Source organism: Tsukamurella spumae (genome assembly GCF_012396015.1).
Taxonomy (GTDB): domain Bacteria; phylum Actinomycetota; class Actinomycetes; order Mycobacteriales; family Mycobacteriaceae; genus Tsukamurella; species Tsukamurella spumae.
Genome location: NZ_JAAXOQ010000016.1, coordinates 47,923 through 66,409 on the forward strand (window position 1 = coordinate 47,923; position 18,487 = coordinate 66,409).

15 protein-coding genes are annotated in these 18,487 nt (G+C 72.7%); 6 read left to right on the forward strand and 9 right to left on the reverse strand.

All coding sequences use genetic code 11. The annotated features are described in order from the left end of the window. Nucleotides 1-4: 4 nt before the first annotated feature. Both HF999_RS12965 and HF999_RS12970 read right to left on the reverse strand, forming a co-directional pair. A complete protein-coding gene (locus HF999_RS12965) occupies nt 5-2,368 on the reverse strand; it encodes an ATP-dependent DNA helicase RecG (protein WP_168546283.1) in 2,364 nt (787 codons plus the stop codon). Beyond that, complete coding sequence (locus HF999_RS12970; protein ID WP_168546284.1) at nt 2,365-4,023, reverse strand: fatty acid kinase ATP-binding subunit FakA; 1,659 nt, start codon at nt 4,021-4,023, stop codon at nt 2,365-2,367. The genes HF999_RS12965 and HF999_RS12970 overlap by 4 nt, the downstream gene beginning before the upstream one ends. A 173-nt stretch (nt 4,024-4,196) precedes the next feature. On the opposite strand from HF999_RS12970, the gene rpmB reads away from it, so the two are divergent. Beyond that, nucleotides 4,197-4,388 (forward strand): 50S ribosomal protein L28, encoded by a 192-nt coding sequence (gene rpmB / locus HF999_RS12975; protein WP_068521417.1) that lies wholly within the window; start codon nt 4,197-4,199, stop codon nt 4,386-4,388. Nucleotides 4,389-4,457: 69 nt separating this feature from the next. On the opposite strand, the gene HF999_RS12980 is transcribed toward rpmB, so the two are convergent. Together HF999_RS12980 and HF999_RS12985 are read right to left on the reverse strand one after the other, a co-directional pair. Next, entirely contained in the window at nt 4,458-5,153 is a 696-nt protein-coding gene (locus HF999_RS12980) for a uracil-DNA glycosylase (RefSeq protein ID WP_168546285.1), read from the reverse strand. Then, the gene (locus tag HF999_RS12985) at nt 5,150-6,169 is read right to left on the reverse strand and encodes a thiamine-phosphate kinase (protein WP_168546286.1); all 1,020 of its coding nucleotides are present in this window, start codon (nt 6,167-6,169) and stop codon (nt 5,150-5,152) included. The genes HF999_RS12980 and HF999_RS12985 overlap by 4 nt, the downstream gene beginning before the upstream one ends. Before the next feature lie 19 nt (nt 6,170-6,188). On the opposite strand from HF999_RS12985, the gene HF999_RS12990 reads away from it, so the two are divergent. Beyond that, a complete protein-coding gene (locus HF999_RS12990; protein WP_168546287.1) occupies nt 6,189-6,782 on the forward strand; it encodes a DUF3515 domain-containing protein in 594 nt (197 codons plus the stop codon). A 29-nt stretch (nt 6,783-6,811) separates the two neighbouring features. Here HF999_RS12990 and HF999_RS12995 read toward each other — a convergent pair whose 3' ends face one another. Further along, complete coding sequence (locus HF999_RS12995; protein WP_168546288.1) at nt 6,812-7,897, reverse strand: D-alanine--D-alanine ligase family protein; 1,086 nt, start codon at nt 7,895-7,897, stop codon at nt 6,812-6,814. A 76-nt stretch (nt 7,898-7,973) separates the two neighbouring features. Continuing rightward, complete coding sequence (locus HF999_RS13000; protein ID WP_168546289.1) at nt 7,974-9,005, reverse strand: NAD(P)H-dependent glycerol-3-phosphate dehydrogenase; 1,032 nt, start codon at nt 9,003-9,005, stop codon at nt 7,974-7,976. Nucleotides 9,006-9,123: 118 nt separating this feature from the next. On the opposite strand from HF999_RS13000, the gene cofC reads away from it, so the two are divergent. From cofC to HF999_RS13015, 3 genes are read left to right on the forward strand one after another with little or no spacing between them, the layout of a single operon-like run. Beyond that, complete coding sequence (cofC, locus tag HF999_RS13005) at nt 9,124-9,825, forward strand: 2-phospho-L-lactate guanylyltransferase (RefSeq protein WP_168546290.1); 702 nt, start codon at nt 9,124-9,126, stop codon at nt 9,823-9,825. After that, nucleotides 9,804-12,014, forward strand: a complete 2,211-nt coding sequence (locus tag HF999_RS13010; RefSeq protein ID WP_168546291.1) for an RNA degradosome polyphosphate kinase — start codon at nt 9,804-9,806, stop codon at nt 12,012-12,014. Before cofC ends, HF999_RS13010 begins: the two co-directional genes overlap by 22 nt. Continuing rightward, entirely contained in the window at nt 12,011-12,964 is a 954-nt protein-coding gene (locus HF999_RS13015) for an NUDIX hydrolase (protein ID WP_168546292.1), read from the forward strand. Before HF999_RS13010 ends, HF999_RS13015 begins: the two co-directional genes overlap by 4 nt. On the opposite strand, the gene HF999_RS13020 is transcribed toward HF999_RS13015, so the two are convergent. Both HF999_RS13020 and HF999_RS13025 read right to left on the reverse strand, forming a co-directional pair. Further along, on the reverse strand, nt 12,947-13,621 hold the full coding sequence (locus HF999_RS13020; protein ID WP_168546293.1) for an LpqN/LpqT family lipoprotein: 675 nt from the start codon (nt 13,619-13,621) through the stop codon (nt 12,947-12,949). The genes HF999_RS13015 and HF999_RS13020 overlap by 18 nt on opposite strands. 22 nt (nt 13,622-13,643) lie before the next feature. Further along, nucleotides 13,644-16,934 carry an ATP-binding protein gene (locus tag HF999_RS13025; RefSeq protein WP_168546294.1) on the reverse strand — a complete coding sequence of 1,097 codons (3,291 nt, stop codon included), beginning with the start codon at nt 16,932-16,934 and terminating at the stop codon, nt 13,644-13,646. Nucleotides 16,935-17,047: 113 nt separating this feature from the next. Between HF999_RS13025 and HF999_RS13030 the strand changes: the two genes are divergently transcribed. Continuing rightward, nucleotides 17,048-17,716, forward strand: coding sequence for a hemerythrin domain-containing protein (locus tag HF999_RS13030; RefSeq protein WP_246207747.1), 669 nt, complete (start codon nt 17,048-17,050; stop codon nt 17,714-17,716). A 36-nt stretch (nt 17,717-17,752) separates the two neighbouring features. On the opposite strand, the gene HF999_RS13035 is transcribed toward HF999_RS13030, so the two are convergent. Then, entirely contained in the window at nt 17,753-18,478 is a 726-nt protein-coding gene (locus tag HF999_RS13035) for an HU family DNA-binding protein (protein ID WP_168546295.1), read from the reverse strand. Between the last annotated feature and the right edge of the window lie 9 nt (nt 18,479-18,487).

Consider the following 18,487-nt stretch of genomic DNA (forward strand, 5'->3'; position numbering starts at 1 on the left):
GCGGCTAGGCCTTGTCGAGGTAGTCGCCGCGCTCGCCGCCGAGGACCACCTCGTTCATCGCCCGCAGCGCGGGATGGCGCTCCAGTTCCGGATCCTCGCCCACGATCTCGTAGGCGAGGTCCCGCGCCGCGGCGAGCACGTCCCCGTCGGTCGCGAGGTCCAGGAAGCTCAGGCGCCGCGCGAGCCCGGACTGGTCGACGCCGAGGATGTCGCCGAAGCCGCGGTACTCCAGGTCGAGCTGGGCGAGGGCGAAGCCGTCGACGGTGTCGGCCACCGCGTTCAGCCGCCCCAGCGTGCGCTCGGATCCGCTGGCGGTGATGAGCAGGCACAGCCCGGGCAGGCCGCCGCGGCCCACCCGGCCGCGCAGCTGGTGCAGCTGGCTGATGCCGAACCGATCGGCGTCGCGGACCACCATCGTGGTCGCGTTCGCCACATCGACGCCGACCTCGATCACGGTGGTTGCCACCAGGATGTCGATCTCGCCCACGGCGAAGGCGGCCATGATCTCGGCCTTCTCCTCGGCGGGCAACCGTCCGTGCAGCAGCGCGATCCGGTGCTCGCCGAGCGGCCCGGCGGCCAATTCGTCGTACATCTCGATCGCCGACACGGTCTTCTGCTTCGCGTCCTCGTCCTCGGCGGGCTCGGCGCGGGAGGCGCCCCGACCGCCGGACTTCGGGGCGGGTTCGGCGACGCGGTCGAAATCGTAGTCCTCGTCGGTGAAACCGGCCTTGGCCTGTTCCCCTGTCGCGTCGTCGCCGATGCGGGGACACACCACGTAGACCTGACGCCCGGCGCGGACCTCCTCGTCGACGCGGGCCCACGCCCGAGCGACCCACGCCTCCCGGTCCGCCGGGACCACGGAGGTCTGGATCGGCTGCCGCCCGCGCGGCAGCTCGCGCAGCACGGAGGTGGCCATGTCGCCGAACTGCGCCAGCGCGACGGTGCGCGGGATCGGCGTCGCCGTCATCACCAGCAGGTGCGGCATCGTCTCGTCGGGCGTGTCCGCGTCGGAGGTTCCGGTGCCCCTGCGCCGCAACCGGTCCCGCTGCTCCACGCCGAACCGGTGCTGCTCGTCGACCACCACCAGGCCGAGCCGGAAGAACTCGACCGTGTCCTCCAACAGCGCGTGGGTGCCGATGACGATCCCCGCCTCGCCGGTCACGATGCGCAGCAGCGCCGCCCGCCGCTGCTTGACCGTCATGGATCCCGTCAGGAGCGTCACCGTGGTGGCGGCGTCGGCCGCGCCCAGCTGTCCCGCCTCGGCGAGGTCGCCCAGCATCTTCGAGATCGAGAGCAGGTGCTGCGTGGCGAGCACCTCCGTCGGCGCCAGCAGCACCGCCTGATACCCCGCGTCGACGGCGGCGAGCATCGCCAACAACGCCACGAGCGTCTTGCCCGAGCCCACCTCGCCCTGCAGCAGTCGGGTCATCGGATGGTCACGCGCCAGGTCCGCGAGGATCTCGGCGAGCACCTCCTCCTGACCGTCGGTGAGCGAGAAGGGCAGTCGCTCGCGCAGCCCGACCTGGAGCGGACCGTCGGGCGCGTGCAGCGGCGGGGAGGCGACGGTGCCCACGTCGTGCGCCCGGCGGGCCAGGGCCGTCTCGATCGCGACGGCCTCGTCGAACGCGAGCCGGCGCTTCGCCTCCTCCGACTGCGCGCGCCCGTCGGGCTTGTGCGCCGCGCGCACCGCGTCGTCCAGGCTCATCAGACCGTGCTGCGCGAGGAACGCCGTCGGCAGCGACTCCGGCACGGGTGCGAGCCTCTTGAGCACCGCGTCGACGAGCGAGAGGATCAGCCACGTGGGCATGTTCTTGGTGCCGTGGTAGATCGGCACGGTCGGCTGCATCAACAGGCTCAGGTCCGCGAACTTGAGCCGCTTGGAACCGGCCTTGGTCGAGCCCGCCTCGTTGGCGGCGAGCGCCTCCGCCGAGGTGATCGTCGTGTCCGGCAGCACGAGCCACTCCGGGTGCGTCAGCTGCAGCTTGCCGTTGAACTCGCCGAGCCTGCCGATCAGCAGCAGCTGGCGGTCGGGCTGGATCGGCTTGGGCAGGTAGTTGAAGAAGGTCACGTCGTAGGCGCGGACCTTGTTGACCACCTGCACCTTGAACATCTTCTTGCCGCGGTGATGCGCCCGGGGCGGCGTGATGGCGGTGACGGTGCCGATGACCACCACGTCGTCGCCGATCCGGGGCTCGGAGCGCCGCGTACCGTCGTCCTCGACGGCCCCGCCCTCGTACCGGAACGGGAAGTGCCGCAGCAGATCCCCGACCGTGTCCAAGCCGAGCTCCGCGGTGACCAGCTCGGCGATCTCGGGATCGAGCGCCTGCGCCAGCGGCGTCTGCAGGGTCAGGTCGCGCGCAGCGGTCATTCGACGCCGATCTCCATCACGCTGGCGGTCTGCCCGCCGCGGTAGCCCACCACCTCGACCTCGGGCCGGTCCGGACGCAGCGCCGCGCTCACCCGATCGGGGAAGTCGCCGTCGCCCGCATCGCCGAGCAGCACCGTGACCATGTCGCCGCCCGTTGCGAGCAGCAGCTCCGCGAGCGCCTCTCCGGCGGAGTACTGATCCTCCTCGAGCACCACCACCTCGCCGCCGACCATGCCCAGGTAGTCGCCGGGACCGCAGGGACCGAGGATCGTCAGGGCGTCCTCGGTGACCGCCACGACGGCGCCGCAGCGCGCCCCGGCCGCCGCCTCCGCCATCGAGTAGGTGTCATCGGCGGCGTGTCCCGCGGGCTCGTGCACCGCGAGCGCCGCGATCGCCTGCACCATCGACGAGGTGGGCAGCAGCGTGACGAGCACCCCCGACTCGCGGGACCGGGCGGCGACCGCCAGCAGTTCCGGCGTCGGCAGGGCGCCGTTGGGCATGAGCAGGACCTCGCGGCCCTCGAAGCGGTGCAGCGCGGCGAGCAACTCCGCGTGCGTCATGCCCTGATCGCAGCGGATCACCTCGGCCCCCGCGCCCGCGAACAGCTCCGCCGCACCGTCGCCGGAGACGAGGGCGACGATGGCCCGGGGCGCGTCCAACAGCGCCTGCAGCGGCGTCTCGGCCTGTCCCGCCTCCTGGAGGACGTTGACGGCGATGCTGCGCAGCTTGCCGTGCCGCAGGCCGGTCTGGATCGCGGCGCCGGGCTCGGTGGTGTGCGTGTGGACCGACCAGGTGGCCACCGGATCCGGATCCGCCGCCGCGACCACGACGACGGAGTCGCCGAAGGCCTGCAGTTCCGCCCGCAATCGATTCGCCGTGGCCTCGGTCGCGTCGGGCAGCAGGTACATCACCTCGTAGTCCGCGTGCGGGCCGCGCGGCGGATCCTCGCCGTGGTGATGCGCGTGCCCGTCGCCCTCGCCGACGTGCACGTGCGGTGCGGTCCGCCGGTTGAACCGCGGGCGCTCGGGCGCGGCGCCGGCCGTCACCTCGACGAGCGCGTCGAGCAGCACCAGTAGCCCCCGGCCGCCGGCGTCGACGACCCCCGCGGCGGCGTTGTCGGCCAGCTGATCGCGGGTGCGCAGCAGCGCGTCGAACGCGGCGTCCGCGGCGCCCCGCGCGCAGCCGGCCAGGTCCGCCCCGCCCGCCAGGGCGGCCCCGGCACCGTCGGCCCCCGCCCGCAGGACGGAGAGGATGGTGCCCTCGATCGGGTCGGCGACGGCCGTCGTCACGAGGTCGGTGCCCCGGCGCAGGCCGGTCGCGAACCCCTCCGCCGTGAGGTCCGCGTCGGGGCCGAGCTGCCCCGCCAGCCCGCGCATGATCTGGGAGACGATGACGCCCGAGTTGCCGCGGGCGCCGGCGACCGCGCCGGCCACCGTGGCCCGGGCCACCGCGTGCGGCCCCTCCGTGCGGTCCGCCTCCTCCGCCGCGCGCGCCGCGGCACGGAGGGTGACCAGCATGTTCGTCCCCGTGTCGGCATCGGCGACGGGGAACACGTTCAGCGCATTGATCTCGTCCACGGCGCGTTCCAGGCCGAGGACCGCGCGCTGGAGCCACGCGACCACCACGCGCCCGTCCGCCACCATCGGTCCCGTCACGACCGCAAGCCTAGTGGGCGGGCCCGACCGGTACGGGCCCGCAGAGCGGTTTGGCTCCGTCGACGCCCTCGGCTATGCTTGCAGGGTTGCCTCGCGTCCGGGCGTGTGTTCCACATGTTCAGGGCCGGCGGGGCGAAGCACAGGTTTTCAACTATTGCGAGGAGTACACGACTATGGCTGCCGTCTGCGACGTCTGCGACAAGGGCCCCGGCTTCGGTAAGTCGGTCTCGCACTCGCATCGGCGTACCAACCGCCGGTGGAACCCGAACATCCAGACCGTGCGCGCCCAGGTCGCGCCCGGCCAGACCCGTCGCCTGAACGTGTGCACCTCGTGCATCAAGGCCGGCAAGGTCGTTCGCGGGTAGTACGCGAGTAGCGCTTTTTCCGTCCGAGGCCCGTCACCGTCGCAGGTGGCGGGCCTTCGGCGTCTCCGATCAGAGCGCCGCGGCGAGGTGCGGCAGCCGCCAATCGATCGGCTCGGCACCCAGTCCGGCCAACGCCTCGTTCGCCCGCGAGAAGGGGCGCGAGCCGAAGAAGCCGCGCGAGGCGGACAGCGGAGACGGATGCGCCGACTCGATCCGCGGCACATCGCCCAGCCGCGGCCCGAGCGATGCCGCGTCGCGGCCCCAGAGGATCACGACCAGCGGTGCGTCCCGCGCGACCAGCGCGTCGATCGCGCACTCGGTGACCTTCTCCCAGCCCTTGCCGCGGTGCGAGGCGGCCTCGCCCGGGCGCACCGTCAGCACCCGGTTCAGCAGCAGCACGCCCTGCCGCGACCACGGTGAGAGGTCGCCGTTCGCGGGCATCGGCAGATCCAGGTCCTCGCAGTACTCGCGGTAGATGTTCTGCAGGCTCCGGGGGATCGGCCGCACCGACGGATCCACCGAGAAGGACAGCCCGACCGCGTGCCCCGGAGTGGGGTACGGGTCCTGGCCGACGATGAGCACCCGGACGTCCGCGAAGGGCTGCCGGAAGGCTCGCAGCACGTTCGCGCCGGCGGGCAGGTAGCCGTGCCCCTCCGCGTTCTCCGCCCGCAGGAACTCGCCCATCGCGGCGATCTCCTCCGTGACCGGGGCCAGGGCCTGCGCCCATCCGGCCTCGACGGTGTCCGTCAGGGGTCGCGCCGTCATCGCCCGTTCTCCTCGCTGCTCTCGGTGAAGGTGTTCCAGCCGCCCACGACGGGTCCAGCGTCGCCGTCGACGGTGACGGTGCCCGCGGGCAGCGCCCCGGGCGCGAGCGCGGTACCGATCGCGCGCCAGCCGTCCGGCAGGGCCGTCCCCGCGGGGAAGGTCGCGAGCAGGGCGTGGTCCTCGCCGCCGGTGCGAACCCACCGATCCGCGTCGGCGTCCAGCGCGCGGGCGCACGCCAGCAGCTCCGGATCGGGGGCCAGGCGCGCACCGTCGAGCTCGATCGCGACGCCCGAGGCCGTGGCGAGGGCCCGCGCGTCGCGCAGCAGGCCGTCGGAGACGTCCGTGAGGGCGGTGGCCCCGGCCGCGGCCGCCTGCGGACCGGCGGCGAGCGGCGGCGCCGGGCAGCGGTAGGTCTCCGCGAGGCCCTCGTGGCCGCCGATGCCCGCCAGCAGCACCTCGAGTCCCGCGGCGGAGTGGCCGAGCGTGCCGCACACCGCGACCAGATCGCCCGGGCGGGCGCCCGAGAGCAGTACGGGCGCGCGGCCCTGCAGATCGCCGAGCACGGTCACGGCGAGCAGCACCTGATCGGTGCGCACCACGTCTCCCCCGGCGACGGCGCCGCCGGCGTCCGCCGCCCCGCGCGTGGTGCCGCGCGCGATGCCCGCGATCACGTCCGCGCCGGTGTCGGGCGGGCACCCCAGGGTCACGGTGAACGCGGTGCACACCGCGCCCATCGCCGCGATGTCCGCGGCGTTCTGCGCCATCGCGCGCCGCCCCACGTGCTCCGGTGTGGTCAGTTCGAACCGGAAATGCCGTCCCTCGACGATCGCATCGGACGAGACCACGGTCCGGCCGTCGGCGGCGGTCACGACGGCGGCATCGTCACCCGGGCCCACCAGCACGCGGGGATCCGGCTGCACACCGGCCACGGCCAGCGCGATCACGCCGTCCTCCCCCAGCGCCGCAGCGGTGCGCGCCGGGGACTGCGCAGGGCTCGCCGGCTCCTGAAATGTCATCGCGGCTACGGTATCGGACGTGAGCGATGCAGACGACACGACCACCGAGGGCGCGCAGGACCCGACCCCACGTACGCGCAGGAGCCCGGCCTTCCTCGCCACCGCCGTGGCCCTGCCGGTGGCGGTCCTGGCCTGCTTCATCACCTTCCTGATCCTGGCGCAGAACAAGCAGGGCGACGCCCGCGACGCCGCGGAGGCCGGGCACCTGAAGTCGATCGCGGCACCGTCGTCGGGCGACGCGGCGTGCGGCGCGCTGCTCGGCGCGCTCCCGGCCGATCTCGACGGCTTCCGGCGCACCGACGCCACGGATCCCAGCGGATTCGCCCGCTGGACCAAGGACACGGCGGGCGCCGTCGAGCTGCGCTGCGGCACGGACCGGCCCGCAGAGCTGACCCCGACGGCGAAACTGCAGATCATCAACGGTGTGCAGTGGCTGCAGGCCGTCCCCGCGGGCGCGCCCGCCCCCGATGGGGGCGCCTACTGGACCGCCGTCGACCACCGCCCGTATGTCACGCTCTGGGTGCCCGACGGTGCCGGGACCTCGGCCGTGCAGGCGACCTCGGACGCGATCCGCGCGCACCTGGGGCAGGCGTCACTCGATCTCGGGAAGTGACCGGGGGACGTGCCGTCGGCCGGTGAGCCTCAGCGCAGGCCCGTGCCGCGGGCGAGCGCGGTATCGATGAGCACGGTCAGCAGCTCGGCGTAGTCCACGCCCGACTCGGCCCACATCCGCGGGTACATCGACGTCGAGGTGAAGCCCGGCATCGTGTTGACCTCGTTGATGACCGGGCCGTCGGCGGTCTGGAAGAAGTCGACGCGGGACAGGCCCTGGCAGTCGAAGGCGTGGAAGGCGCGCACCGCGAGGTCGCGGATCACCGCCGCCTGCTCCTCCGGGAGGTTCGCGGGCACCGTGTACTGCGCGCGGTCGTCGAGGTACTTGGTCTCGAAGTCGTAGAACGAGTGCTCGGCGTCGGCCGCCATTTCGATCTCCGCGATGGCGGACGCTGCGGCGCTGCCGTCCGGCCGTTCGAGCACCCCGATCTCCACCTCACGGCCGATCACCGCGGCCTCGATGATCACCTTCGGATCCCACTTCCGGGCCTCGGCAATCGCGGCGGGCAGCTCGGTCAGATCGGTGACCCGGGTGATGCCGATCGACGACCCGCCGCGCGCGGGCTTGACGAAGAGCGGCAGTCCCAGGCGGTGCAGCACGTCCGAGGGGACCTCGGTCTCGCGCTGACGGAGCACGTGGAAGTCGCCGACCGGCAGTCCGTCGGCCGCGAGCAGCTTCTTCGCGAACTCCTTGTCCATGCCCGCCGCGGAGGCGAGGACGCCGGCGCCCACATAGGGCACGCCGACCATCTCCAGCAGCCCCTGCAGGGTGCCGTCCTCGCCGTAGGGGCCGTGCAGCACGGGGAAGACGACATCGACGGTGCCCAGGAGCTCACCCGCGCTATCGGCGTGCACCGAGACGAGCTCCGCGCCGGGCAACAGCGCCAGGTCGGTGGGACCGTCCGCCACGCTCGGGAGCGCGCGATCGGAGAACCGCAGGGCCTGCGCGTCGCCGTCGGAGAGCACCCACGCGCCGGCACGGGTGATACCGACGGGGATCACCTGGTAGCGCTCGGGATCGAGGTGCGCGAGGATGCTGCCCGCCGACACGCACGAGACCGCATGCTCACTGCTGCGCCCGCCGAACACCACTGCCACCCTGATTCGCTCCGTCACGGTCGCCCACCTTACGTGGCGGCCGTGCCGAGGGCCACGCGATCACCGGCTCGCGCGATCGCCCCGGAAGGCACGGCTACTCCTCGCCCCGGGGACGCCACTCGCCCCCGACATCGCGGTTGAGGAGGTCGTCCATCGCCCGGGAGACGGGGACCCCGTCGTAGCAGACGGCCCGCACGGCCTCCGTGAGCGGCATTTCGACCCCCACCCGGCGGGCCAGATCGGCGATGGAGATGCACGACTTGGCGCCCTCGGCCACCTGCCCGTGCGCGGCGGCCTGCGCCTGCTCGACGGTCATGCCCTGGCCCAGGCGCGCACCGAAGCTGAAGTTGCGCGACTGGGGCGAACTGCACGTGGCCACCAGGTCGCCGACGCCGGCCAGGCCGGCCAGGGTCAGCGGCTGCGCCCCGAGGGCCGTGCCCAGGCGCAGCGTCTCCGCGAGGCCGCGCGTGATGATCGCGGCCCGGGAGTTCTCGCCCAGGTTGATGCCGGAGGCGATGCCGCAGACCAGAGCGATGACATTCTTGGTGGCGCCGCCGATCTCGCAGCCCACGACGTCGTCGCTGGTGTAGGGGCGGAAGTAGTCCGTGCGTGCCAGGTACTGCGTGCGGGAGGCGCGCTCGGCGTTGTCGGAGGCGACCACGGCGAGCGTGGGCTGGCGCTTGGCGATCTCCTTGGCGAAGTTCGGCCCCGTCAGCACGGCCAGGCGGTCGCGGTCGATGCCCGCGGCGTCGACGACCACCTCGCTCATCCGGTCCAGCGTGCCGATCTCGATGCCCTTGGCCAGGTTGACCACGGTGATGTCCGGTGGGATGAGGTGACCCCAGTCCTGGAGGTTCGCACGCAGCGTCTGCGACGGCACGGCCAGCACCACGAGCCCCGCGCCGCGCATCGCCTCCGCGGGATCGTGGGTGGCGGAGAGGTTCTCGGGGAGCACGCCCTCGGGCAGGTACTGGGCGTTGATGCGCGTGGTGTTGATCTGGTCGGCGACCTCCTGCCGGCGGCACCACATCGTGACCCGGTGCGGTTCCGGCCGAGTCGCCTCCGCGAACACCTTCGCCATCGCGGTGCCGAACGAGCCCGCTCCCATCACCGCAACGTCGACCATCGCACCCCAACTCCTCGCATCGCGCCAGCACCCACACCGGCGGACGTGGGCATCGCAGGAGAGCGTATCGCCCGACCAAGCGCGGCACCGTCGGTTCCACACGCCTAGATTGGTGGTCATGACCGCACTCCGCGGCGCCGACGCGCCCCCTGCCGTGGTGGTGGTGACCGCCGTGAAGTCCCTCGACACCGCGAAGACCCGGTTCGCCGCGCCCGGCGGGGGCCGGCGGGAGGCGGTTCCCGGGCTCGTCCTGGCGATGCTCCGCGACACGCTGGCCGCGGCGCGCGCCGTGCCCGCGGTCGCCGCCGTCCACGTCGTGTCGCCCGATCCCGTGGTCCGCGCGGCCGCCGCCGAGGCGGGGGCGTACGCCCTCGACGAGCCGCGGCCGGGCGGGCTCAACGCCGCACTCGCCGCGGGGGCGGCCGCCGCGGTCGCCCGGTACGACGGTGCCGTGGCCGTGCTCGCGCTGCAGGCGGACCTGCCCGGCATCACCGCCGGTGAGCTGGGCGCGTTCCTCGCCGCGGCGGACGGCCGCCGCGCGTTCGTGCCGGATCACGCGGGAACCGGCACCGCCGCGCTGTACGCGCCCGCGGGCACGCCGCTGCGCCCGGCGTTCGGTGTCGATTCGGCTGCGGCGCACCGGGCCGGGGGCGCCGTCGCACATGCCGGGCCCTGGCCCGGTCTGCGCACCGACGTGGACACCCCGGAGGATCTCGCCGGCGCGCTCGTGGTGGGCGAGCACACCGCGGCGGCGCTCGCCGCGGCCGATCCGGACATCGCGTCGAACTCGTGCGGTCCATGCGCCAGAATGGAGCGGTGACCACCGAGCCTTCCGCCCCCGCCCCCGAACCGACCGGCGCTCCGGGGACCGTCGCCACCGAGAGCTCCACGCCCCTCCCGGGCCGGATCACGGCGATCCCGACCGCGCCGCCCGCCGCGCCGGTGGAGGTGACCAGCGACCTCCCCGAGGATCGCTACCTCAACCGCGAACTGAGCTGGCTCGACTTCAACGCCCGCGTGCTGGCGATGGCCGAGGATTCCTCGCTGCCGCTGCTCGAGCGCGCGAAGTTCCTCGCGATCTTCGCCTCGAACCTGGACGAGTTCTTCATGGTTCGCGTGGCGGGCCTCAAGCGGCGCGACCAGATGGGCCTGTCGGTGCGGTCCGCGGACGGGCTCTCGCCCCGCGAGCAGCTCCGGATGATCTCGCGTCGCACCCAGGAGCTCTCGCACAAGCACGCGCTGGTGTTCAGTGACGCCGTGCGGCCCGAGCTGGCGGCGCGCGGGATCTCGGTGCTGAGCTGGTCGGAGCTGGCGGCGGACGAGCGCGAGCGGCTCACCGCCTACTTCCACAACCAGGTCTTCCCGGTGCTCACCCCGCTGGCGGTCGACCCTGCGCATCCGTTCCCGTACATCTCGGGCCTGTCCCTGAACCTGGCCGTCGCGGTGCACGACACCGCCACCGGCGGCGAGCATTTCGCCCGGGTCAAGGTTCCCGACAACGTGGATCGACTGGTCCCGGTGCGGTCCGAGCAGATGGACTACGCGGTGCTCCCCCTGGAGGACCTCATCTCCGCCCACCTCGATGTCCTGTTCCCGGGGATGTCGGTGACCGAGCACCACGTATTCCGGATCACCCGCAACGCCGACTTCGAGGTCGAGGAGGACCGCGACGAGGATCTGCTGCAGGCGCTCGAGCGGGAACTGGCGCGCCGCCGGTTCGGCTCGCCGGTCCGGCTCGAGGTGGCCGAGGACATGTCCGAGCACATGCTGGAGCTGCTGCTGCGCGAGATGGACGTCGATCCCGCGGACGTCATCACCGTTCCCGGCCTCCTCGACCTGAACTGCCTCTTCGAGCTGTACGGCGTGGACCGGCCGGACCTCAAGGAGAAGCCCTACGTCCCGGTGACGCACCCGGCCTTCGGCGAGCGCGAGACGCCCAAGAGCGTCTTCTCCACGCTGCGCGAGGGCGATGTCCTGGTGCACCATCCGTACGACTCGTTCTCCACGAGCGTGCAGCGGTTCATCGAGCAGGCCGCCGCCGATCCGCAGGTGCTGGCGATCAAGCAGACGCTGTACCGCACCTCCGGCGACTCGCCGATCGTCGACGCCCTCATCGACGCGGCCGAGGCCGGTAAACAGGTCGTGGCGCTGGTGGAGATCAAGGCGCGCTTCGACGAGCAGGCCAACATCAAGTGGGCCCGCAAGCTGGAGCAGGCCGGGGTGCACGTGGTGTACGGCCTCGTCGGGCTCAAGACCCACTGCAAGACCTGCCTGGTGGTCCGGCGCGAGGGCGCGACCATCCGCCGCTACTGCCACATCGGTACCGGCAACTACAACCCGAAGACGGCGCGACTGTACGAGGACGTGGGCCTGTTCACCGCCGATCCCGACCTGGGCGCGGATCTGACGGACCTGTTCAACCGGCTCACCGGCTACTCCCGCAAGGAGGAGTACCGCAACCTCATGGTGGCGCCGCACGGCATCCGGTCGGGCATCGTCGACCGGATCGACCGGGAGATCCAGCTGCACCGTGCCGGGAAGCCCTCGGGCGTGCAGCTCAAGGCGAACGCGGTCGTCGACGAGCAGATCATCGACGCGCTCTACCGCGCGAGCCAGGCGGGAGTGCCCGTCGAGGTCGTGGTCCGCGGCATCTGTGCGCTGCGCCCGGGGATGCCCGGGGTCAGCGAGAACATCACCGTCCGGTCGATCCTCGGCCAGTTCCTCGAGCACTCCCGGATCCTGCACTTCCGCGGCGCGGACGAGTACTGGATCGGCAGCGCGGACATGATGCACCGCAACCTCGATCGGCGGGTCGAGGTGATGGCGCAGGTCAAGGATCCGCGGCTCACCCGGCAGCTGGCCGACATGTTCGAGTCCGCACTCGACCCGGCCACCCGGTGCTGGGTGCTCGACGCGGACGGCAACTGGAACGCGTCCCCCGTCCCGGGCGAGACGGTGCGCGACCATCAGCGGGAACTCATGCGCGTGCATCGCGCGAGCCAGCGGTGACCGGCAAGGGCGACGGGGCCGTCGTCCGCGCCGCCGGGGGTGTGCTGTGGCGGCACGGCCCCGACGGTGCCGAGGTCGCCGTGGTGCACCGGCCCCGCTACGACGACTGGTCGCTCCCCAAGGGCCATGTCGAACCCGACGAGAACTGCGTCGTGGGCGGACTGCGCGAGGTGGTCGAGGAGACCGGCTTCTCGGCGCGCTTCGTCCGTCGGATCGGCCAGGTGTCCTACGACGTGCCGCGGCGCGGCCGGCACGGTCCGGGCGGAGCGACGGCGCGCAAGCGCGTGTCCTACTGGTCGGCGCTCGCCGGGTCCGGCGAGTTCGCACCGAACGAGGAGACGGACGAGCTGCGCTGGCTCTCCGTGAAGGCCGGCACCGCACTGCTGACCTACCCGATGGACAAGCGGATCCTGCGCGCCTTCGGCAAGCAACCCGATTCGACGGCGACGATGCTGATCGTCCGGCACGCCAAGGCCGGACGGAAACAGGGCTACCAGGGCGACGACCTCGCGCGCCCGCTCGACGGGAACGGCCGGGCCCAGGCCGAGGCGCTCGTGGATCTCCTGAGCGCCTTCGGCCCGGGCCGGCTGCTCTCCGCTCCCCCGGTGCGGTGCACGCAGACCCTCGAGCCCCTGGCGGCCGAGACCGGCCTTCCCCTCGCCCTGGAGCCGACGGTGTCGGAGACCGCGTACGCGCGCGATCCCGTGGCCGCGCACCGTCGGATCCGCGAGATCGCACGGGCCGGTGAGGAATCGGGCACCGTGCCGGTCGTGTGCAGTCAGGGCGGGGTCATCCCGGAGCTCACCGCGTGGTGGGCCGGGGCCGACGGTGTCCGGCTGCCGCCCGCGCGCAACCGCAAGGCGAGCGTCTGGGTGCTGACCACGTCGGGCGGCCGCCTGCTGACCATGGACCACATCGACAGTCCGCTGCCACTACACGCGAATACGTAGGTCCCGGTCGATCGTCTGGACGGTGGCCTGGACGATCGGCTCCTGCGACCGTGCCCCCGTCACGCTGATCTGCGCGACATAGGTCGCGTCGCGCCCGGCGATCACCACCGTGGACTGTCCGACGACGGCGGGCATGCCGTCCAGGTCGTAGGTCGCAGCGATCTTGTACGCGCGGTGCCCCGCCAACAGCTCCTTCCGCGGCGAACCGTGCGGTGCGTATCCGGCCAGGTTGCGCACCTCCCCGGGCGCGACGGCGAGGAGCGCATCGTGATCGATCGCGCGCCCCGTGAGCCGCGAGAGCAGGACCACGACGTTCGGCGTGTAGTCCGTGGCGGCGACGCCCGTGTACTTGACAGCGGCATAGGTGTTCTCGCCGGCCTGTTCCGTCGCGTCCACCCAGTCCGGCAGGGTCGGCAGCTGGATCGTCGGCGCCGACGCGTCGTCGACGTGCACGGGAGTCTCGGTGATGCCGGCGTCGCGGAGGTAGTCGGCGATCGTCGTCTCGGCACCGGGGACCACGGCGGCCGACGATGCGGAGGGGTGCGCCGGCGTGGCGTCGCCGGCCGAGATGTTGAGGCCGCAGGCGGCCACGGACGATGCGGTCGCGAGGGCGACGAGCACAGCTGAGAGACGGTGTACGAGGTTCGTCGAGGTCATGGTCCGACGGTGCGCCGGCCCGCTAGGAGAACTCTTGGAGCCGGTTGCGCGCGGCCCGCGCCCACACCTCGTTCCCGCAGCGCTCCGCCAGTTGCACCGCCGCGCGGTAGTGATCGGCGGCGCGCTCCGATCCGCCGAGTCGCGCCGCGAGATCGCCGAGGACCGTGTCGACGGGGCCGACCACGTAACAGCCCGTGTCTGCACCGCCGAGTTCGCCGCGGTAGCGCAGGAGTTCGTCGTAGACGTCGGCCACCTCGTCCTGGCCGCCGATCGCCGCGACCGCGATGCCCCGCGTGGTCAGCAGCAGGGAGTGGAAGAAGTCCCGCCGCACCGGGCGAACCGCGCGCCGCACCCGCACCGCCTCGGATCGCCGACCCGCCGACAGCAGCGCCAGTGCGACCGGATCGCACAGGACGTCCCCCGCGGACGAGTCGATCGCTCCGAGGACCTCCACGAACTCCGCGACGTCCCCCAGTGAGAGCCGGACGCTGAACTGCGCGAGCGCGATCATCCCCGCGCCGTCCGCGATCCGCTGGCGGGCGAACACGTCGCCCGCCTCCCGGTAGTGCTCCGCCGCCTCGGCGAAGCGTCCGCCCGCATGCGCGAGCATCGCGTGGATCAACAGGTCGGAGGCGATCGCCTGCCCCCAGCGGAACATGCCCACCAGCCGGTCCATCTCCTCGAGGTGAGCCCGCGCCTCGTCCAACGCCCCCACTGCACCCGCGGCCTGCACGTGCGTGAAATGCCCGATGAGCCCGAACACCTCGCGATTGGCCGACTCCCCGAGGCCGATCAGCTCGTCCGCCAGTTCGGCCCGTTCCGCGGGCGGGGTGAGGGGGCGCGGAAGGGTCAGATAGGCCACCAGCGCCAGTCCGCGCACGAGCGGATCACCCACCGCCGCGGACAGTTCGAGCACCTCCCGCGCCGCCTCGGTCGCGACCTCGTCCTGCTCGCCGTACACCTCCTCGATCAGGACGACGAGGAGGCGGCATCGCACGTCCGGGGGCAGTTCAGCCTGCTCGAGCCGCTCGCGCACCGCATCGACGATCTCCGTGTCGACGGAGCCGTACCGGCGGGTGATCAACGGCGTCGGCAGGTCCCATGCGGTGATCGCGGCATCGAGCATCTCCGTGTCGGAGCCCCGCGCGAGCCGCACCGCCCGCAGCCGCGTCTCGCGGGCCTCCTCGAGCCGCCCGTCCGCGAGCAGTGTCCGGCTGAGCCTGCACAGGTGGGCGATCCGGTCCCGGTCGGCGTACCCCGGGATCCGGAGGTACGCGCGCTCCGCGGCGCGCAGATTCTCCGCGGCGATGTCATGGGCGAACCCCGCGTCCGCGAGATCGGCGGCGGCGAGCGCGTATCGCAGTGCCTCGGCGGCGTTGTCGGCGCCGAGGGCGGCACCGAGGTGGTGGGCGATGGCCGCCACCGCCGAGGGCTCGACCTCCTCCAACGCCCGGGCGATCCGACGGTGCCACCGCACCCTGCGCAGGCGCGGTAGGTCCGCGATGAGGGTGTCCCGCACCAGCACATGGGTGAAGCTCACCGTGGTCGCGTCCACCTCCAACAGGCCCGCGAGCTGGCCGGCGTCGAGACCGTCGAACACGACCTCCTCCTCCACCTCCGCCGCCCGGACGAGCACGTCGAGATCCGCCGTGCGGCCGACCAGGGCTGCGAGCCGGAGCACGGAGACCGCGACATCGGGCAGACGCATCAGGCGCCGGCGCAGCACGTCCCGCACGCCGGCGGGGACCGCCGAGAGCGCGACGAGCTCGCCCTCGCTGCGCAGCAGGCGCGCGCTCTCCTTGAGATGGAAGGGATTTCCCCCCGTCCGCTCGAGCAGCCGTCGCATCGTGTCGGGCGACGGTGCCGTGTGCGCGAACTCGGCGACGAGCGCGGTGGCGTCGTCGAGGGCGAGGCCCGGCAGCCGGAGTCGGAGCGGGTGCCCAACGGCGAGGGACCCGAGCGCGATCTCGAGGTGACGGCCGACCTCGTCGGGGCGGTACGCACCGACCACCAGGACGGGAACCGCCGCCGCGACCTCGATCAGGAGGTTGAGGGTCTCGGACTCCGCGCGGTGCAGGTCGTCGAGGAGGATCGCGACGGGTCCCCTCGCCGCGGCCGTGCACAGGGCGTCGACGACGTCCTGGTGGAGGAGGAACCGCGACATCTCGGCGGACTGCTCCGCGCCCGTCGGCCCCGCCGGCTCGGCCCCCGCGAGCCGGTCGACGAGCGCACGACAGCGGCCCTCCTCGCCGCGTTCCCCCAGGGCCCCGAGCACCTGGCTCCACGCCCATGCCGGAGGAGCGCCCTCGGCCTCGGGGCAACGGCCCGTGACCACCTCCCAGCCGCGGGCCCGGAGGACGCGCGCGACATGTCCCAGGAGCGCTGACTTCCCGTCTCCCGCCTCCCCGGTGACCAGACACAGCCCGGGCTCGCGTGCGGTGCGGACGGTCTCGGCCGCGTCGACGATCGCGGCGACCTCCGCCGCCCGCCCCAGCAGTCCGCCGGGCGGGGGTGCGGCCTGCGGGCTCTCGGGCGTGGTGAGGGGCCGCCGGATCAGGTCGACGGGAATCCGCTGGGCGAGGATGTCGGCCTCCAGGGCGGCGAGCGCCGGTCCCGGATCCAGACCGAGCTCGTCGGCGAGCACGGCGCGTGCCTCCCGCAGCACGGCGAGCGACTCCCCCTGTCGCCCGGCGACGTACAACGCGTGGGCCAGGATCCGCCACGCGTCCTCCCGGAGCGGGTGATCGCGCCGGAGGGAGTCGGCGAGGAGCACCGCGCCCGTGGCGTCACCGCACCGCAGGGCGGCCTCGGCCTGCCGCACCCGGGCGACGGCGTGCAGTTCCAGGAGCCGTCCGATCTCGACGGTGGCCCAGGACGACGCTGCGAACTCGGCGTACGCCGGACCGCTCCACAGCGCGAGAGCCTCGTCGAGGAGGCGGCGCGCCGCGACCGGCTCCGCGCTCGAACCGGATTCCTCCAGCACGGATTCGAACCGCCACGCGTCCACCTGTGCGGCGTCGAGGCGGATCGCGTATCCGGGCGCTCGACTCACGAGGATCTGTGCCGGCGCCCGCGGCGCCCGCTCGGGCTCGAGCAGCCGCCGGAGGTTGGAGACGTAGGCCTGCAGCGCCGCCAGCGCGCGGCGCGGGGGCTCCCCGTGCCACAGATCGTCGATGAGCCTGTCGACCGATACCACCCGGCCGCGTGCGATCAACAGGAGGGCGAGCACGGCGCGCTGCTTGGGGCCGCCGAGCTCGATCCGACCCCGCCGATCGAAGGCCTCCAGTGGCCCCAGTACCCGGATCTGCACCATAACGGTGCTCAGTGTAGGTGCCGCGGCCCGCCGCGGGATAGGCCTTCCAAGTGCCCTACAAGCCACGAGGGCGATCGTCGGCAGGCAATCGCACCGACCGAGAAGGAGTCCCCATGACGACGACGGAGAACCGCCCGCAGACCGAGGAGATGGTCATCGTCCACACCGTCTTCCGCACCCACCTCGCGGCCCTGCCCGGCCTCGTATCCGCTGTGCCGGACGGCGATCGATCGCGCGCCGCCGACCTGGTCGATTGGCTCACCGAACTGCTCACCGGCCTGCATCACCACCACGTCGGCGAGGACGAGCTGATGTGGCCGCTGCTGGCGAGCAGGGCCCCGCAGGACAGATCCCTCGTCCTGAGGATGGAGGAACAGCACAGCCGCATCGCCGACCTGGTGACGGGCTGCCACCGGGAGGGGGCCGCGTTCAGGGAGTCCGGTGGGCGCACGGAGGGCAGGACCCTGGCGGCGACGCTGCGCGACCTGAACGAGTCCCTCGCCGAGCACCTGTCGGACGAGGAGCGGTACGTCCTGCCGATCGTGCGCGAGGTGATGAGCGCCGACGAATGGCGGGCCCTGGCCGATCGAGGGAATGCATCGATCCCGAAGGAACGGCGTCTCGTGTTCCTGGGATTCATGCTCCAGTCGGCGACGCGGGAGCAGCGGGACCTGCTCATGGCGCAGTTGCCGTTGCCGGCGCGCGTGCTGTGGCGGCTGGTCGGCAGAAGGGACTTCGCGCGGGCGTACCGGCAGATCTACGGCGCCGGCCCGCAGTGGTGAACACTGCGGGCCGGCGCCGTCGAGCAAACGCGCGGGTTACTTCTTCGCGGCCTTCTTGGCGGGTGCCTTCTTGGCCGGAGCCTTCTTGGCGGGCGCCTTGGTCGCGGTCTTCTTCGCGGCGGTCGTCTTGGCCGGAGCCTTCTTGGCGGGCGCCTTGGTCGCGGTCTTCTTCGCGGCGGTCGTCTTGGCCGGAGCCTTCTTGGCGGGCGCCTTGGTCGCGGTCTTCTTCGCGGCCGTGGTCTTGGCCGGAGCCTTCTTGGCGGCCGCCTTGGTCGCGGTCTTGGTGGCGGCGGTCGTCTTGGCCGGAGCCTTCTTCGCCGTCGCCTTGGTCGCGGCGGTCGTCTTGGCCGGAGCCTTCTTCGCCGTCGCCTTGGTCGCGGCGGCCTTGGCGGTCGTCTTCTTCGCGGCGGTCTTCTTCGCGGCCGTGGTCTTGGTCGCGGTCGCGGAGCTGCGCCGCACGGCCGGGCCCGAGGACGGCAGCTTGGCCGAACCCGAGATGACGGCCTTGAACTGCGCACCGGGGCGGAACGCGGGGACGGAGGTGGGCTTGACCTTGACGGTCTCGCCCGTGCGCGGGTTGCGGGCCACCCGGGCGGCGCGCCTGCGCTGCTCGAAAACGCCGAACCCGGTGATGGTGACGGACTCACCCGCGTGCACGGCACGGACGATCGTGTCGACGATCGCCTCGACGGCTGCGCCGGCGGCGCGGCGGTCGGTGCCCAGCTTCTCGGTGAGCTCTTCGATCAGTTCTGCCTTGTTCATGAACAACTT

Bases quoted from the DNA above. Each gene is read 5' to 3' on its own strand.
- HF999_RS12965 (WP_168546283.1), bottom strand. From the start codon at position 2,368: ATGACCGCTGCGCGCGACCTGACCCTGCAGACGCCGCTGGCGCAGGCG.
- rpmB (WP_068521417.1), top strand. From the start codon at position 4,197: ATGGCTGCCGTCTGCGACGTCTGCGACAAGGGCCCCGGCTTCGGTAAG.
- HF999_RS12980 (WP_168546285.1), bottom strand. From the start codon at position 5,153: ATGACGGCGCGACCCCTGACGGACACCGTCGAGGCCGGATGGGCGCAG.
- HF999_RS12985 (WP_168546286.1), bottom strand. From the start codon at position 6,169: ATGACATTTCAGGAGCCGGCGAGCCCTGCGCAGTCCCCGGCGCGCACC.
- HF999_RS13000 (WP_168546289.1), bottom strand. From the start codon at position 9,005: ATGGTCGACGTTGCGGTGATGGGAGCGGGCTCGTTCGGCACCGCGATG.
- cofC (WP_168546290.1), top strand. From the start codon at position 9,124: ATGACCGCACTCCGCGGCGCCGACGCGCCCCCTGCCGTGGTGGTGGTG.
- HF999_RS13010 (WP_168546291.1), top strand. From the start codon at position 9,804: ATGCGCCAGAATGGAGCGGTGACCACCGAGCCTTCCGCCCCCGCCCCC.
- HF999_RS13020 (WP_168546293.1), bottom strand. From the start codon at position 13,621: ATGACCTCGACGAACCTCGTACACCGTCTCTCAGCTGTGCTCGTCGCC.
- HF999_RS13025 (WP_168546294.1), bottom strand. From the start codon at position 16,934: ATGGTGCAGATCCGGGTACTGGGGCCACTGGAGGCCTTCGATCGGCGG.
- HF999_RS13030 (WP_246207747.1), top strand. From the start codon at position 17,048: ATGACGACGACGGAGAACCGCCCGCAGACCGAGGAGATGGTCATCGTC.
- HF999_RS13035 (WP_168546295.1), bottom strand. From the start codon at position 18,478: ATGAACAAGGCAGAACTGATCGAAGAGCTCACCGAGAAGCTGGGCACC.